Annotated in this window: 15 protein-coding genes; 5 read left to right on the top strand and 10 right to left on the bottom strand. The window is 69.0% G+C overall.

What is annotated here, in order from left to right; genetic code table 11:
• Positions 1-167: 167 nt before the first annotated feature.
• Genes era through QM619_RS10965 form a run of 3 tightly spaced genes read right to left on the bottom strand, consistent with a single transcriptional unit; the run spans position 168 to position 3,211 of the window.
• Positions 168-1,082 carry a GTPase Era gene (era, locus tag QM619_RS10975; RefSeq protein ID WP_415108196.1) on the bottom strand — a complete coding sequence of 305 codons (915 nt, stop codon included), beginning with the start codon at positions 1,080-1,082 and terminating at the stop codon, positions 168-170.
• Entirely contained in the window at positions 1,082-2,425 is a 1,344-nt protein-coding gene (locus tag QM619_RS10970) for a hemolysin family protein (protein ID WP_415108193.1), read from the bottom strand. The genes era and QM619_RS10970 overlap by 1 nt, the downstream gene beginning before the upstream one ends.
• 45 nt (positions 2,426-2,470) lie before the next feature.
• Positions 2,471-3,211, bottom strand: coding sequence for a VC0807 family protein (locus QM619_RS10965; protein WP_415108190.1), 741 nt, complete (start codon positions 3,209-3,211; stop codon positions 2,471-2,473).
• Positions 3,212-3,275: 64 nt separating this feature from the next.
• Between QM619_RS10965 and QM619_RS10960 the strand changes: the two genes are divergently transcribed.
• Positions 3,276-4,130, top strand: coding sequence for a hypothetical protein (locus QM619_RS10960; RefSeq protein ID WP_415108187.1), 855 nt, complete (start codon positions 3,276-3,278; stop codon positions 4,128-4,130).
• Positions 4,131-4,156: 26 nt separating this feature from the next.
• Here the strand turns inward: QM619_RS10960 and QM619_RS10955 are convergent, their stop codons facing one another.
• On the bottom strand, positions 4,157-5,050 hold the full coding sequence (locus QM619_RS10955) for a LysR family transcriptional regulator (RefSeq protein WP_415108184.1): 894 nt from the start codon (positions 5,048-5,050) through the stop codon (positions 4,157-4,159).
• Positions 5,051-5,121: 71 nt separating this feature from the next.
• On the opposite strand from QM619_RS10955, the gene QM619_RS10950 reads away from it, so the two are divergent.
• From QM619_RS10950 to QM619_RS10940, 3 genes are all read left to right on the top strand, one after another.
• Entirely contained in the window at positions 5,122-6,024 is a 903-nt protein-coding gene (locus QM619_RS10950; protein WP_415108181.1) for an EamA family transporter, read from the top strand.
• 416 nt (positions 6,025-6,440) lie between these two features.
• The gene (locus QM619_RS10945; RefSeq protein ID WP_415108180.1) at positions 6,441-7,541 is read left to right on the top strand and encodes a GNAT family N-acetyltransferase; all 1,101 of its coding nucleotides are present in this window, start codon (positions 6,441-6,443) and stop codon (positions 7,539-7,541) included.
• A 42-nt stretch (positions 7,542-7,583) separates the two neighbouring features.
• Complete coding sequence (locus QM619_RS10940) at positions 7,584-8,804, top strand: MFS transporter (RefSeq protein WP_415108177.1); 1,221 nt, start codon at positions 7,584-7,586, stop codon at positions 8,802-8,804.
• A 110-nt stretch (positions 8,805-8,914) separates the two neighbouring features.
• Here the strand turns inward: QM619_RS10940 and QM619_RS10935 are convergent, their stop codons facing one another.
• From QM619_RS10935 to QM619_RS10925, 3 genes are read right to left on the bottom strand one after another with little or no spacing between them, the layout of a single operon-like run.
• Positions 8,915-9,880: a phosphotransferase gene (locus tag QM619_RS10935; RefSeq protein ID WP_415108174.1), complete on the bottom strand. Its 966-nt coding sequence runs from the start codon at positions 9,878-9,880 to the stop codon at positions 8,915-8,917.
• A gap of 12 nt (positions 9,881-9,892) precedes the next feature.
• Positions 9,893-10,348 carry an rRNA maturation RNase YbeY gene (gene ybeY, locus QM619_RS10930; RefSeq protein WP_415108171.1) on the bottom strand — a complete coding sequence of 152 codons (456 nt, stop codon included), beginning with the start codon at positions 10,346-10,348 and terminating at the stop codon, positions 9,893-9,895.
• A complete protein-coding gene (locus QM619_RS10925) occupies positions 10,345-11,364 on the bottom strand; it encodes a PhoH family protein (protein ID WP_415108168.1) in 1,020 nt (339 codons plus the stop codon). Before QM619_RS10925 ends, ybeY begins: the two co-directional genes overlap by 4 nt.
• Before the next feature lie 137 nt (positions 11,365-11,501).
• On the opposite strand from QM619_RS10925, the gene QM619_RS10920 reads away from it, so the two are divergent.
• Positions 11,502-12,134 carry a nucleoside/nucleotide kinase family protein gene (locus QM619_RS10920; RefSeq protein WP_415108165.1) on the top strand — a complete coding sequence of 211 codons (633 nt, stop codon included), beginning with the start codon at positions 11,502-11,504 and terminating at the stop codon, positions 12,132-12,134.
• A gap of 44 nt (positions 12,135-12,178) precedes the next feature.
• On the opposite strand, the gene QM619_RS10915 is transcribed toward QM619_RS10920, so the two are convergent.
• From QM619_RS10915 to QM619_RS10905, 3 genes are all read right to left on the bottom strand, one after another.
• The gene (locus QM619_RS10915; protein WP_415108161.1) at positions 12,179-13,402 is read right to left on the bottom strand and encodes an MFS transporter; all 1,224 of its coding nucleotides are present in this window, start codon (positions 13,400-13,402) and stop codon (positions 12,179-12,181) included.
• A gap of 117 nt (positions 13,403-13,519) precedes the next feature.
• Positions 13,520-14,494: a prolyl aminopeptidase gene (pip, locus tag QM619_RS10910; RefSeq protein WP_415108158.1), complete on the bottom strand. Its 975-nt coding sequence runs from the start codon at positions 14,492-14,494 to the stop codon at positions 13,520-13,522.
• A complete protein-coding gene (locus tag QM619_RS10905; RefSeq protein WP_415108155.1) occupies positions 14,481-14,918 on the bottom strand; it encodes a DUF5709 domain-containing protein in 438 nt (145 codons plus the stop codon). The genes pip and QM619_RS10905 overlap by 14 nt, the downstream gene beginning before the upstream one ends.
• Positions 14,919-14,927 lie beyond the last annotated feature (9 nt).

Below are 14,927 nucleotides of genomic sequence, written 5' to 3'. Positions count from 1 at the left end.
TCGGCAGCACTCCACTGCTCAAACACGACCACCATCATCCCTCCTCGAAATCTGGACCACTATGTATCCCAGACTAGAGAGATCACAACGCCAAACACCCACACGACACAATCAAGAGTCACACCCGCCTACAAGTTTCTAGCAGATCTAGAAATCCGTGGCCCGGCTCAGAAGCCGAGTCGGTTGAGGTGCTTGGCATTGCGCTGCCAGTCTTTGAGGACCTTCACCTTCAGGTCGAGGTGGACGGGCGTCCCGAGCAGTGCGGTCAACTGCGTGCGGGCGGCGGACCCGATATCGCGTAGCACGGAGCCGCGGTGGCCGATCACGATGCCCTTCTGCGAGTCGCGCTCGACGATCAGCGAGGCATAGACGTCCAGTAGAGGTCTATGTTCGGGGCGTCCCTCGCGCAGGCCCATCTCGTCCACGGTGACGGTAATCGAGTGCGGCAGCTCCTCGTGCATCTTCTCCAGCGCCGCCTCGCGGATCAGCTCGGCGATCAGGGTCTCGGTTGGCTCGTCGGTGACCTCGCCGTCGGGATAGTAGGCGGGCCCCTCGGGAAGCTGCTCGATCAGCACGTCGGTGACCAGGTCGACCTGGTCGTCGGTGACGGCGCTGACCGGGACCACCTCGGCCCACCGGACGCCGAGCTTCCCTTCCAGCGAGGCGATCTTCAGCAGGTGTTCGGCCATCCGCTGCTTGCCGACCAGGTCGGACTTAGTGGCCAGCGCCACCAGCACCGGACGCTTCGGCAGCTTGGCGATCTCACCGACCAGGAACTCGTCGCCCGGACCGATCCGCTGGTCGGCGGGCAGGCAGACGCCGATCGCGTCCACCTCCGACCAGGTCGCGTAGACCAGGTCGTTCAGCCGCTCGCCGAGCAGGGTGCGGGGCCTGTGCAGGCCGGGGGTGTCGATGATCACCAGCTGGGCGTCCGGCCGAGTCACGATGCCCCGGACGGCGTGCCGGGTGGTCTGCGGACGCGACGACGCGATCGCCACCTTCTGCCCGACGATCGCGTTGGTCAGTGTCGATTTGCCGGCGTTGGGACGTCCGACGAAACAGGCGAATCCGGAGCGATGCATCAGCTGGCCCGCTTCGCCGACTCGGACGCCAGCTTGGCCGCGGCGTCCACCCCGCCCTCGGCCGGATCCGCCGCCGGCTCCTCGACCAGCGAGGCGAGCACGGTGAGGATGCTGTTGCGGCGTCCGATGCCGCGTTCGGCGACCAGCTGGATGCCCTCCCAGGTCACCACCGAGCCGGGGATCGGCACCTTGTTCAGCTCCTTGCCCATCAGGCCGAGCACCGTGTCCACGTCGTCGTCGTCGAGCTTCAGCCCGAACAGTTCACCGAGGTCGTCGACGCTGAGCCGCGACGAGATCCGGAACCGGTTCGGCCCGATCTCGACCGACGGCGGCACCTCCTGGTCGTACTCGTCGACGATCTCGCCGACGATCTCCTCCAGGATGTCCTCGATGGTGGCCAGGCCCGCGGTGCCGCCGAACTCGTCCACCACGATCACCACGTGCGAGCGGGTCAGCTGCATCTCGCGCAGCAGCTGGTCCACCGGCTTGGAGTCGGGGCAGAACGTCGGCTGGCGCATCAGCGACTCCACCAGCTCGGTGACCTGGGCCCTCGGATTGTCGTACATCCGGCGGATGGCGTCCTTCAGGTAGAGCACGCCGCAGACGTCGTCGACGTCCTCGCCGATCACCGGAATCCGGCTGAAACCCGACCGCAGTGCCAGTGACATGGCTTGTCGGAGAGTTTTCGTCCGCTCGATGTAGACCATCTGGGTGCGCGGCACCATGACTTCCTTGACGATGGTGTCGCCCAGGTCGAAGACGGAGTGGATCATCTTCCGCTCGTCGGCCTCGATCATGTCGGACGCCTCGGCGAAGTCGACCAGCTCACGCAGTTCGGCCTCGGAACTGAACGGACCGTCGGCGAATCCCTTGCCAGGAGTCAGCGCGTTGCCGATCAGGATCATCACCTGCGGGATCGGGCCCAGCACCGTGGTCACCAGCGAGACCGGACGGGCGGCGGCCAGTGCCACGGCGTCGGCGTGCTGCCGGCCCAGGGTGCGCGGGGCGACGCCGAGCAGGATGAACGAGATCACCACCATGATCGCGACCGAGTAGAGCAGCCGCTCCCAGGTCGCTTCGAAGCGGCCGAAGACGAACAGCGACACCATCACCACCGCGACGGTCTCGGCGAGGATGCGGACGAACAACAGGGTGTTCAGGGTGGGCGCCGGATCCTCGGTGATGTGCACCAGTTCTTTGGCGCCGCCGCGGCCCTCGTCCAAAAGGCGGTGGGCACGGCTCTTGGAGAAGGACTGCAGCGCAGCTTCGGCGGTGACCAGCAGAGCAGCCAACAACACACAGGCGGCTGCGACAGCCAGCTCGAACCATTCGAGGTCGGTCAACAGGGTTCCATCACTCGTTTCGCACCGGGGAATCGAGGCGACAGTCTACGGCAGCCGAGCCGGAGCCGACACTCGGGTCCCGGCTCGCCGGGTGCGGGCCGCGTACCACATCGTCCAGGCCATCAGAACGACGGTGATCACCAGCGGCACCACCTGGTTGAGCAGGTAGGCGGTGTCGAACGGCAGGGTCAGCACCCAGGCCACCTTGGCGATCGCCTCGCCGAGATAGCCCGCTCCCCAAGCGCCGGTGATCACCCGCTGCGAGCGCCGGAAGCTCGGGTACTGCCACAGCGACGCCCACCAGGCGGCGCCTGCTGCGGTGCCGTCGGTGCCGAATTTGCGGCCCAGGTAGTACATCAGCGGACGCGGGAACAGCGGCGTGAGGCTGGCCAGGATCACCACACCCAGCCCGCCGGTGAGCGCCGAATCCTTCAGCAGCAACACCGTCGGGTCGTGGCTGCCGATCAGCGTCACCGCAAGCGACAGCGCGATGATGGCCAGGATGACCACGCCGACGATGTCGATCCGCCGATGCCGGACGAACTCGATCGCCATGCCGACCAGCGGCCCGACCGACGAGTACAGGTAGGCCGCCAGATCGCTGGCGCCGAGGTCCTTCGCGACACTGAAGATGGCGATCGACAGGCCGATGTCGAACACCATTGAGACCAGCAGTCCGATCACCATTTCGCGGACGTCCCAGCGCCGCGCCGGCGGGGCGGACGGCTTCGTCGAATCGCCGGTCTGGACGGTGGAGGCAGGGACGTCGTCGCGGTCAGCAGCCATGCCAACACCTTACAGCTGCGCCGTGAGTCCCGGTGCCGGCGTCATATTTCGATAGGCTCCTGCCATGGCCCGGACGGACGACTCTCCCGAGCACTCGCGCGGCGCCGTCGGGTTCACCTTCGGCGTCCTGCAAGCGGACGCGGTTCCCGGGCCGATCCTGGTGGAGGTGATGGCCGTGCTCGGCTTCAGCGAGCCGACCACCCGTCAGCTGCTCGCCCGGATGCTCCGGCAGCGCCACCTGGAACGCCGCAGGGTGGGCCGGGTCAGCGTCTATCGACTCTCCGGCGGCTACCTGGAACGCTGGTCGAGGCTGCGTCACGGGGACGCTCCGCCGGCGTGGTCCGGTGCCTTCCACGTCGTCGTCCATGACATCCCCGAGCGGCTGCGGGGCCGGCGGGAACGCCTGCTGGCCGCGGCGGCGCGGGCCGGCTTCGGCCAGCCCCGGCCGGGCCTGCTGATCGGGCTCACCGAGCCCGGGTTCGTCGAGCGGCCGACTGCCGACGCCGCCGGGATGATCGAGGCCGGGCTGCTCAGCCTCGATCCGGACGCCGCCCGCCGGATGGCGGCAACCGCCTGGTCGCTGCCCGCCCGGGCCGCCGACCTGCATCGCGCCGCCGCCGCGTTGGAACGACTGCTGGACGGATTCGCCGCCGGGCCGCGTCCCGAGGGAGCAGACGCGCTCCGGCTGATGTTCGCCGCCGGCATGATCGCCGGATCGCCTCGCTACAGTGCGCCGGCGCTTCCTCCCGAACTACTGCCCGCGGACTGGCCCGCGCAGCGCGTCCAAGACCTGCTGCACCACGCCATCGAACGGCTGACGCCACCGGTCGGTGAGTACCTGTACGGACGGCTGGCCGTTAGTCCGCACGCCGGCCTGATCGAAGGCGGCTGGTGGCCACCGGCGTCGTCTCACCGCTGAGGAGGTGGCGCGCCGGAGGATGCAGGTCAGCGCAGGTCGCGGCCGATCTGCTCCAACTCCTCCACCACCGCCCGGACGGCGCGGCGGGCGAAGTGGTCGGGCCGGGCCAGCGCGACCAGGGCGCGGTGAGCGTTCACCCCACGCAGCGGACGCAGCACCGTGCCGGGATGCGGCCGGGTGGTGAACCGTGGCAGCAGCGCCAGCCCCTCCCCCGCCGCCACGAAGGACTCCACCAGGCGGTTGTCGATCAGCCGCAGTCGGCGGTGCAGCGGACGTCCGGTCACCGCTTCGACCGCGAGCAGCACGCTGTCGAAGGGAAATCCGGACGGCACCGCGATCCAGCTGGTTCCGACCAGGTCGTCGGGACGAAGCTCGGCCCGACCGGCCAGCGGATGTCCGGACGGCAGGGCGACGTCCAGCGGTTCGTAGGCCAGCACCCGGCTGACCAGCCCCTGCGCACCGGAGGGCACGTCGCCGGAGGTGCTGTGCGCGATCACCAGGTCGTGGTCGAGGGTGCGGGTCGCGAAACCCTCCTCGGCCAGGTCGAAATCCTGCACGTCGATGGTGATCGCCGAGCCGCGCAACCGCTCGACCAGCCGCGGCAGCAACGCCTCCCCGGCGCTGGGCAGGGTGCCGATCGACACCGTGCCGCCGGGCTGCCCGAGCCGCGCCTCCAGCCGGGCCTCGACCTCGGCCAGCACCCGGGCCACCTTGTCGGCGCTGTCGGCGAGCAGTTGGCCTTCGGCGGTGAGCCGCAGCCCACGGGACACCGGCTCGACCAGCTTCACCCCGAGCTCCCGCTCAGCTGTGCGCAGTTGCTGCGAGACCGCGCTCGGCGTCCGATGCGTTGCGGCCGCGACGGCGGCCAGCGTGCGACGTCCGGCGATCTCGCGGAGCAGCAGCAGGTGACGCACTTCCATGAAGGAAGCCTACATATTCGATCCAGAAAGTCTCGCTTGTCCTTACGCTCGATCCCAGCCAGAGTGATCGCGTGCCCGTCCGCCACGTCCTGCTCGCCATCGGCGTCGCCGTGGTCTGGGGAGCCAACTTCCTGGCCATCCACGCCTCCCTGGAGCAGTTCCCGCCGCTGTTCCTGGTCGCGCTCCGGTTCGCCGTGCTGGCGGTGCCGGCGCTGCTGCTCGTGCCTCGTCCGCGGGTGCCGGTGCGCTGGCTGCTCGGCTACGGACTCGGCTTCGGCACATTGCAGTTCATCGGCCTCTACCTCGGCATGGCGGCCGGGTTCCCCACCGGACTGGCCTCGCTGGTGTTGCAGTCGTCGGCGCCGTTCACGGTGATTCTCGGGGCGCTGCTGCTGCGGGAGCGGATCGGTGTGCGCAGCGTGATCGGCGTCGTCGTCGCGGTGATCGGCCTGGCCCTGGTCGGGCTCTCCTACGGCACCGGCGGGTCGTGGGGGCCGTTCCTGCTGGTGGTGTCCGGCGGCCTGGGCTGGGCCCTGGGCAACCTCGCCGCCCGCCAGGCCGCCGCGCCAAATCCGCTGCACCTCACCCTGTGGATGTCGGTGGTGCCGCCGTTGCCGATGCTCGCGCTGTCCCTGGTCTTCGAGGGACCGGAGCAGATCGTCACCTCGCTGACCACCGCGTTCTTGGCGACGGCCATTCCCGCCTGGATCGGGCTGGCGTACACGGTGCTGATCGGCACCGTGCTCGGATCCGGCGCCTGGGTCTGGCTGATGAGCCGGCACCCGGCCGGACGGGTGGCGCCATTCTCGATGCTGGTGCCGGTGTCGGGGCTGACCACCGCCTGGCTGGCACTGGGCGAGACCCCGGAGCCGCTGGAGTTGGTCGGCGGCGCCCTGGTCATCGGCGGCGTGCTGTGGGCCAGCCTGCGGCGGAAACCGGCCCCCGAGCCTCGTCCGGAAGCCGTGAGCGCCTGACCGAACGCCCCCCGAACGCCCTGATCGGAATTTCCTTGACCGACCCGGACGTCCGGACGTACCGTTCTCGGTAGTTCTCATGCGAGAGGAGGTCACCCGATGATGAATAGGCACCCCGTCCGGTTCACGCCCACCGCGTTCGACGCGGCGGTCACCTTCGTGGTGGCCGGCGCCCTCGCGATGCAGCAGAACGGGCCCGGGCACACGGATCACTGACCCCGTCAAGGGAGAAGTCTGCCCAGTTGCGGTTCGGAACTTCACGTCGTCCTGACTGAAAAGACCTCGACACCGCCCTCGCGGCTTTTCGCAGTTCCGCCCAAGCGCACTCGCAACGCCAAGCTCTGTTGAGCCCATCGCACAACCGTGGAGAAACGCGCCACCGACGACGGCGAGCGTGAACCTGAAAGAGAACCACCATGACCATCACTGCCGACATCAACACAACGATCGCGGAACTCGTGTTCCGCCCCCTGACCGTTCCGGCGTCCATCGACGCACCGGATGCCGCCGACTTCGTCACCATGACCGAGGTACGAAACCGGGTGTACCGCGCGATCAGCGGCCACGACGACGACCACCAGCCGCCTGAGGCACTGCTGCCCCACTATCTGCCCAGCGACTACGAGGTGCGCCACATGTGGCTCGCCGTCCTCAACGGCACGATCGTCGGACGAATCGGCGTCGACATCCCGCTCGAAGCCGGCTCTCGATCCGCCTACTGGCTGATCGAGTTATTGCCCGAGGTATGGGGCCGAGGCATCGGGACCTCCGCCTACCAACTGGTCGAGCAGACCGCTCGCGCCCATGGCCGGACGGTGCTGCAGTCCTGGGCACAGCATCCGGACGCCCCGGGCGAGCGCCTCGTGCCACCGACCGGGTTCGGATCGATCCCACGCGACCATGCGGCTCGCTTCTTCCTGCGGCACGGGTACGCCCTGGAGCAGATCGAGCGGTGCAGCCGACTCGACCTGACCGGCTCCTTCGATCAGATCGAGCGGCTGCTCGCCGAGGCACGGCAGGCGTCCACCGACTACCGGGTGGTGCAGTGGACGCTGCCGACACCGACCGAGTACGTCGACGGCTATGCCTGGATGAAGTCACGGATGTCAACCGATGTGCCGGCCGGCGACCTCGAGTTCGACGAGGAGGCCTGGGACGCCGCCCGGATCGCACTCCACGACGCTCGCCATCTCGACGGTGGCCAGACCGTGCAGGTGACCGCCGCCCAGCACATCACCACCGGCGAGCTGTGCGGCTTCAACGAACTGGTGATCGGCAAGGATCGCACCCGGACCACCCATCAGGAGGACACCCTGGTGCTCGCCGAGCACCGCGGGCACAGGCTGGGCCTGCTGGTGAAGTGCGCCGGGCTGCTCTCCTGGCGCCAGGTCGCTCCGGAGTCGCCACACGTGGTCACGTACAACGCCGAGGAGAACCGGCCGATGCTGGACATCAACGAGGCTATCGGCTTCGTCCCCGTCAGCTACGAGGGCGCCTGGAAGAAGGTGCTGGCGTGAACTGATTCAATGTTTAATAGTCTGTATGACTAAAATGTGGCAATGACCTCCTCCACCCGTCGCCCGGCGGCCACCGCCGCGCTGCTCGCCCTGGCCATCGGCAGCTTCGGCATCGGCATGACCGAGTTCGTGGTGATGGGCCTGCTGCCCGATCTGGCGCGCGACCTGCTGCCGAACGCCTGGGCCACCAACTCCGACACCGCGATCGCGCACACCGGCGTCCTGATCTCGCTGTATGCGCTCGGCGTGGTGATCGGCGCGCCGACCATCGCCGGCTCGGTGGCCCGCTTCCCGCGGCACCGGGTGATGTGGGTCCTAGCCCTGGCGCTGACCGTCTTCAACGCGCTCACCTTCCTCGCCCCCAGCTTCGAGTGGATGGCCGTCTCGCGGCTGCTGGCCGGCCTGCCGCACGGCGCCTACTTCGGCATCGGCGCCCTGGTCGCTGCCGACGTGCTCGGTCCCGGACGCCGGGCGCAGGGCGTCGCCTTCGTGCTGACCGGCCTCACCGTCGCCAACGTCGTCGGTGTACCGGTGGGCACCTTCCTGGGCCAGCACTTTGGCTGGCGGGTCACTTTCATGGCCGTGGCCGCGGTCTTCGCGCTCGCCACCGTCTGCATCGCGGCGTTCGTCCCGCAGCACGAAGGCAGCCCCGAGCGCACCCTGCGCGCCGAGTTGCGGGTGTTCCGGATCGGTCAGGTGTGGCTGACCCTGGCGATCGGCGCGATCGGCTTCGGCGGCTTCTTCGCGGTCAACAGCTACGTGGCGCCGATGGTGACCGACGTGGCGCACGCGCCGTCCTGGGCGGTCCCGGTGGTGCTGGTGATCAGCGGCATCGGGATGACCATCGGCAACCTGGTCGGCGGACGCCTCGCCGACCGCGACCTGCGCCGTACCCTGCACGGCGCCTTCCTCGGCACCGCCGTGGTGCTGGTGTTGATCGGGCTCGCCGCGCAGTGGATCCTCCTGGTCGCCGCACTGCTCTTCGCGCTGAACTTCTGCGGCTCGATCCTGGCGCCGTCGATCCAGACTCGGCTGATGGACGTCGCCGAGGACAACCAGTCGATCGCCGCCGCCCTGAACCACTCGGCGCTGAACGTCGGCAACAGCCTGGGCGCCTTCTTCGGCGGCGCCGTGATCGCTGCCGGCTGGGGCTTCGTCGCACCGGCCTGGGTCGGCGTCGCGATGGCGCTGGTCGGCCTGGCGTTGACCGCGGTCGGCTTCAGCCTGGGCCGTCGGGAGCGGGAGCTGGTGCCCGCCTGCTGAGCGGCTCCCATGAGGTTCCGGCGATCAATGCCGCAACCCGTGGTCGAGCCTGTCGAGCCCCGGTTGCCAGCGAGGTCTCGACAAGCTCGACCAACGGGATCAGCCCTTCCCTACCCGTCCTGCAGCTCCCGTGCGTGCCGGGACGTCCGCAGCCAGCCGCGCAGCGCTGCGGCCTGGAACCGCTGGAACTCGCGGACGGTCGGAAGGCCCGGCGGATCGGGTCGCCGTCCGGCGTGCTCGAAGAAGCCCAGGATGCCGACCAGCGCGTGCACGATCGGCGTCGTGCCGATCCCGTGGTCGGCCGCGATCCGGGCGATCCAGGCGTCGGCGTCCACACCCGGCTCGGCGCTGGAGATGAACTCGATGGCCAGCAACACCGGGTCGAGCCAGGCCGGCCCGCGCGCCGCCCAAGCCCAGTCCACCACGATCAGCCGACCGTCGTCGCGCAGCATCAGGTTGTCGGCGCGCAAATCGAGGTGAATCAGCGTGTCGCCGGCCATCTCGGTCAGGGCGGCTTCGGACGCCGCAACGAGCGCCGCGTGCCGCTCGGCCAGCCAGGGGTCGAGGTCGGCGGCATCGGCCAACGCCTGCCAGCGACCGAACATGCCGCGCAGGACGTCCACGGCGTCCTCCCACTCCGCGGCGGGAGCCGGCGTGAGAGCATCGCGCAGCTCACCCAGGCTGACCAGGGCCGCCTGGATCGTCGCGTTCGACCACGGCAGCGGCGCCTGTCGTCCGGAGACGTTCTCCAACGCGAGCGCCACCCACCCGTCCGGCCCTTCATCCAGGGCGTCGATCAGCCGGGCGATCGGCAGGCCGGACGGCATGCCGCGCAGCGTGCGCGCCTCGGCACGCAGCAGTGCCGGTGACTCGGGATTCCGGCTCGGATGCACCGCTTTGAGGAAGATCGCCGAACCGTCTGCGGCGGAGAGACCCTCGGCCACCCCCGGCGAATAGCCGCCGGACGCCGGCCGGGTACGGACCACCGGCGCGCCGAGAACTCCCTCGGCCCAGTCGCGGACGTGGTCGGGCAGCTCGGCGAAAGCGAGCCTGGTGCGAGCGACGGGATCAGTCATCGACGTGACCGCTCAGCCGCGGCTTGCCGCCCAGGCGGCGATGACTCGGTCGTTCAGGCCGAACATCACCTGCTTCTCCTCGGGTTCGGCATGGTCGTAGCCGAGCAGGTGCAGCAGTCCGTGGATCAGCAGGTAGTCGGCCTCCTGCTCCGGCGTCCGGTTCGAATCGGACGCCTGCGCGGCGGTCACCTCGGGGCACAAGACGATGTCGCCGAGCATGCCCAACGGCGGCTCCTCACCGTCCTTGGGCGGGCGGAGTTCGTCCATCGGGAAGCTCAGCACGTCGGTCGGGCCGGGCTCGTCCATGTATTTCTCGTGGTAGGCGGCCATGGTGGCGGTGTCGACCAGCAGGATGGACAGTTCGGCCTGCGGGTGGATGCGCAGGCTGTCCAGGGCGAAGACGGCCAGCGCGACCAGCCGCTGCTCGTCGACCTCGACGCCGGACTCATTGTTGATCTCGACGGTCATCGGCGCTCCCTGCGCTCGGCGGACGGATGCTGAGTGGACTCGAAACGGTCGTACGCGGCGACGATCCGGCCGACCAGCTTGTGCCGCACCACATCGTGGTTGGTCAGCCGGCAGAACGCGATGTCGTCGACGCCGTCCAGGATGCCCTGCACCATCCGCAACCCCGACCGGGTGCCGGTGGGCAGGTCGACCTGGGTGACGTCGCCGGTGACCACGATCTTCGACCCGAAACCGAGCCGGGTCAGGAACATCTTCATCTGTTCCATCGAGGTGTTCTGCGCCTCATCGAGAATGATGAATGCGTCGTTAAGACTCCGGCCACGCATATATGCCAGCGGTGCGACCTCGATGGTGCCGGCGGTCAGCAGCCTCGGCACCGACTCGGGGTCGACCATGTCGTGCAGTGCGTCGTACAGCGGCCGCAGGTAGGGGTCGATCTTGTCGGTCAGCGTGCCGGGCAGGAAGCCGAGCCGCTCGCCGGCTTCGATGGCGGGCCGGGTCAGGATGATCCGGTTGACCTCCTTGGCCTGCAGCGCCTGGACGGCCTTCGCCATTGCCAGGTAGGTCTTGCCGGTGCCCGCCGGGCCGATGCCGAAGACGACGGTGTGGGCGTCGATGGCGTCCACGTAGCGCTTCTGGTTGAGCGTCTTGGGCCGGATGGTGCGGCCCCGGCTGGACAGGATGTTCTGGGTCAGCACCTCGGCGGGACGCAGCGTCTCGGCTTGCAGGGTGGTCATTCCGACCACGCGTTCGACGGCGTCCGCGGTGAGCCCCTGACCGGTGCGGACGATGGTGATCAACTCCGTGAGCACCTCGGCCGCCACGATGACATCGCCGGGATCACCGGTGAAGGTGACCTCGTTGCCGCGGACATGGACGTCGGCGGACAACTCACGCTCGAGGATGCTGAGGAACTCATCGCGCGGGCCCAGCACATTCACCATGTCGACCGACGACGGAACGGTGATCCGGCGCACCCCGGTGGGCTCGGACGGTTCGCTGTCGGCTTTTCGCATCTTCCTCCTCGAATCGGACGAGGGGAATCCTAGCCCGCCGCACCGCCAGTCCTGGGCCCGGCCTGTTCCGGTCCCCGTCGTTCCAGATCCGAAGGATGGGGCAGTTATTCAGACCCGCCTGGGCCATGCTTGTGCCCGTGTCGACCCGTCCGCCGTCCCTCTCACTCGCTCAAGCCGTCGATCGGGCGTCCGACTTTGCCGCAACGGGCGAACGCCGGCTGCTGGGCCTGGCCGGCCCGCCGGGCGTCGGCAAGTCGACACTGTCGGCACTGCTGCAACAGCGGCTCGGCGGCGCGATGGTGGTGGTGGGCATGGACGGCTTCCATCTGGCCAATGCGGAGCTGATCCGGCTCGGACGCCGGGAGCGCAAGGGCGCGCCGGACACCTTCGATGTGGACGGCTACGTGGCGTTGCTGCGTCGGCTGCGCAGACAGGACGCACCGTTGTACGCGCCGCGCTTCGACCGCGACCTGGAGGAGTCGATCGGCAGCGCCGTCCGGGTCGAACCCGACGTGCCGCTGGTGGTCACCGAGGGCAACTACCTGCTGTTCGACGAGCACGGCTGGGACGACGTCCGGCCCGAACTGGACGAGGTCTGGTACCTGCGCCTGGACGGCGACGAGCGGAGGCGCCGTCTGGTGCAGCGGCGGCTGGGCCACGGCGACACCCTGGAGCATTCCGCGTATTGGGTCAACAACGTGGATGAGCCGAATGCGGCACGAGTTGCGAGCACCCGCAGGCTGGCGGATCGCATCGTGGAGATGCCCTGAGAGATTCCGGTGACCGAAAGACCGTCCCTCGATCGTTCGATCGTTCAGCCGGCCGGCGCGGTCTCGCGTTCGCGAACGAAGGTTGCCAGCACCAGGATCAACAAGGCGCCCAGCACGATTACGCTGAGGCCCCACCGTAGTCCGAACAGCTCGGCCAGACCGCCGATCACCGGAGGGCCGAGCAGAAACGCCGGCCACTCCCCCAGGCTGATCAGGGCGACCGCCTTGGCCGACGGCACCGACGGCTGGTTGCCGGCCAGCGTCATCACCACCGGGACGATGCAGCCGCTGCCGACACCCACGCAGGCGAAGCCGATCAGCGCCGCGGGCGCGGTCCCGACCAGCAGCGCGGTGCCCATCCCGACCACCGAGACACTCGCCGACAGTTGCAGGAACCGCCTGCGTCCGACGGCCTCGATCACCCGGTCACCGACCAGCCGGACGGCCGAGATCGCCAGCGAATAGCAGACCATCGTCACCGACCCCAACGCAATCCCGCCGCCGAGCGACACCGTGTAGAGCGCGCTCCATTGCACCGCGCCGCCCTCGTTGATCGAGGTCAAGAAGCCGATCGCCGCCAACACCACGATTTGGGCCGTCCAACCATGGGACGGACGCCTCCGGCCGGGCAGCGCGGTCAGTGCCTCGTGCGGCTCGACAACCTCGGGAGCCCCGCGCTGGGTGTCGGGCAGGAATCGGACGGTGGCCAGGTACAACACCGCCAGCAACAGACCGGACGCCGCCAGCTGGATCGCCGGCGCCAGCCGGAAGACTCCGGCGAGTACGCCCAATAGCCCGCCGAGCAGCTGGCCGCCGCTGTACCAGAAGTGGAACGACGACAGAATGCTGCGGCAGTACCGACGCTCTACCTCGACGGCGAGCGCGTTCATCGGCCCGTACAGCAGACCCTGGGCCAGGCCGAGAATCAGCAGGCAGCCGATCAGCGCCGCCGGCGTGGTGGACAGTGCGGCGACCGGTATCAGCACCAGCATTCCGGCCGCGCCCACCACGGACGGCGTCCGAGATCCGGTCCGGGTGATGATCGTCGAGAGAAGCAGCAGTGACAGCAGCACCCCGACCGGCGTGGCCAGGACGATCAGGCCCCATTCGCCGTCCGAGACGCCAAGTTGCTCGCGCACGGACGGGATTCGTCCGGCCCAGCCGCCCATCACCGTCCCGGACATGACGAACAGCACCGCCACCGCCAGCCGGGACTGTCGCAGCTCTCTGCCGATCGTCGGAGCGAACTCGGTGTCGGTGCGGGTCACCGCCGCAGGCTATCGGCCGGCTCGGACGATGTCTGACGGGTCCGGACGCCGCGAGACCGGTGCCCGCCGAGGCGCCCCTGAGGATGGCGTGAGTGACCGAAAGAACCGTCCCCGTGGTCAGGAGGCGAAGGCGTCGGTTGCTTTGATCAGCTCGGCCAAGATCGCCGGTTCGGTCACCGCGTGGCCGGCCTGGACCAGCCGGAAGTCTGCTTCTGGCCAGGCCTTGTGCAGATCCCACGCGGTCACCGCCGGGCAGGGCAGGTCGTAGCGTCCCTGGACGATCACCGCCGGGATGGAACGGATGGCGTCCACACCGGCGATCAGTTGGCCCGCGGTCAGCCAGCCGCCGTGCACGAAGTAGTGGTTCTCGATCCGGGCGAAGGCCAGCGCGAAATCCGGATCGGAGAAATCGTCGACCAACTCTTGCGAGTACTCCAGGGTGGACGTCGCGGCCTCCCAGGTGGTCCAGGCCACCCCGGCCGGACCGTGCACCGCCGGATCGGGGTCGAACAGCAGCTGGTGATACCCGGCGATCCGGTCGAAACCGGCCGGCAGCACACCGAACGCCCGGATCAGCGGTGCCTCGAACCGCTCCCACCACGCGGGCGCGAGATTGGCGGCGCCACCGTTGTAATACCAGTCGAGCTCGCTGCGACGCAGAGTGAAGATGCCGCGCAACACCAACTCGGTCACCACCGCCGGGTATGTCTGCGCATAGGCGAGCGCCAGCGTGCTGCCCCACGATCCGCCGAACACCTGCCAGCCTTCGATGCGCCGCGCCGTCCGCAACCGCTCCAGGTCGTCGACCAGATGCCAGGTGGTGTTGCTGGTCAGGTGCGCATCCGGGGCGCTGGCGTGCGGAGTGCTGCGTCCGCAACCCCGCTGGTCGTACAGCACGATCCGGTACCGGGCGGGATCGAAGAACCGGCGGTGCAGCGGGCTGCAGCCGCCGCCGGGGCCGCCGTGCACGAACACCACCGGCTTGCCCGTCGGGTTGCCGCACTCCTCCCAATACAGGCTGTGTCCGTCGCCGACGTCGAGCCGTCCGGCCAGGTACGGCTCGACGTCCGGGTACAGCTCAGTCGTCGTCATCGTCCTCGTAGTCGTCGATGATGTGCATCGCCGCCTCTTCGGCGCTGGCCGCGCCACCGGCGAGGCCGACCTCGCGTCCGACGCTCTCCGGCTCGTCGTCCACCTCGCCGTAGCCGCCGTCGGCGTCCACCAGCCGGCCGGCACGCCGCTTGCCGACCTGGCGCCGCTCAGCCGGATCGTCGTTCCATTTCTCGTCCTCGAGAGTGAGGTCCGGCTCCTCCTGCGCGATCCGCTGCTCGAGCGTCTCGCCCTGTCGCATCTCGGCACGAGTGTTGCCGTAGCCCTGCGCCGGCGACCATTTCTCAGGCGCCACATAGCCCTCGTCCAGCACGTCGGCGACGCCGCGATCGATCAGCGAATCGTCGGGCTGAAGCTGGTCGAGCTGTTCGGACTCGTCGGGCATCGTCGGGTCGAAGTCGGTCATGTCCTTAGC

Origin of the sequence: Micropruina sp. (genome assembly GCF_047606665.1) — a bacterium.
Taxonomy (GTDB): Bacteria; Actinomycetota; Actinomycetes; order Propionibacteriales; family Propionibacteriaceae; genus Micropruina.
Note: the sequence above shows the minus strand (reverse complement) of the source record. Positions and strands in the feature narration are given on the sequence as shown.

What these genes read in the sequence shown, in the direction of transcription:
- era (WP_415108196.1), bottom strand. Translation starts at nt 1,082, where the DNA reads ATGCATCGCTCCGGATTCGCCTGTTTCGTCGGACGTCCCAACGCCGGC.
- QM619_RS10965 (WP_415108190.1), bottom strand. Translation starts at nt 3,211, where the DNA reads ATGGCTGCTGACCGCGACGACGTCCCTGCCTCCACCGTCCAGACCGGC.
- QM619_RS10960 (WP_415108187.1), top strand. Translation starts at nt 3,276, where the DNA reads ATGGCCCGGACGGACGACTCTCCCGAGCACTCGCGCGGCGCCGTCGGG.
- QM619_RS10955 (WP_415108184.1), bottom strand. Translation starts at nt 5,050, where the DNA reads ATGGAAGTGCGTCACCTGCTGCTGCTCCGCGAGATCGCCGGACGTCGC.
- QM619_RS10945 (WP_415108180.1), top strand. Translation starts at nt 6,441, where the DNA reads ATGACCATCACTGCCGACATCAACACAACGATCGCGGAACTCGTGTTC.
- QM619_RS10940 (WP_415108177.1), top strand. Translation starts at nt 7,584, where the DNA reads ATGACCTCCTCCACCCGTCGCCCGGCGGCCACCGCCGCGCTGCTCGCC.
- QM619_RS10935 (WP_415108174.1), bottom strand. Translation starts at nt 9,880, where the DNA reads ATGACTGATCCCGTCGCTCGCACCAGGCTCGCTTTCGCCGAGCTGCCC.
- ybeY (WP_415108171.1), bottom strand. Translation starts at nt 10,348, where the DNA reads ATGACCGTCGAGATCAACAATGAGTCCGGCGTCGAGGTCGACGAGCAG.
- QM619_RS10925 (WP_415108168.1), bottom strand. Translation starts at nt 11,364, where the DNA reads ATGCGAAAAGCCGACAGCGAACCGTCCGAGCCCACCGGGGTGCGCCGG.
- pip (WP_415108158.1), bottom strand. Translation starts at nt 14,494, where the DNA reads ATGACGACGACTGAGCTGTACCCGGACGTCGAGCCGTACCTGGCCGGA.
- QM619_RS10905 (WP_415108155.1), bottom strand. Translation starts at nt 14,918, where the DNA reads ATGACCGACTTCGACCCGACGATGCCCGACGAGTCCGAACAGCTCGAC.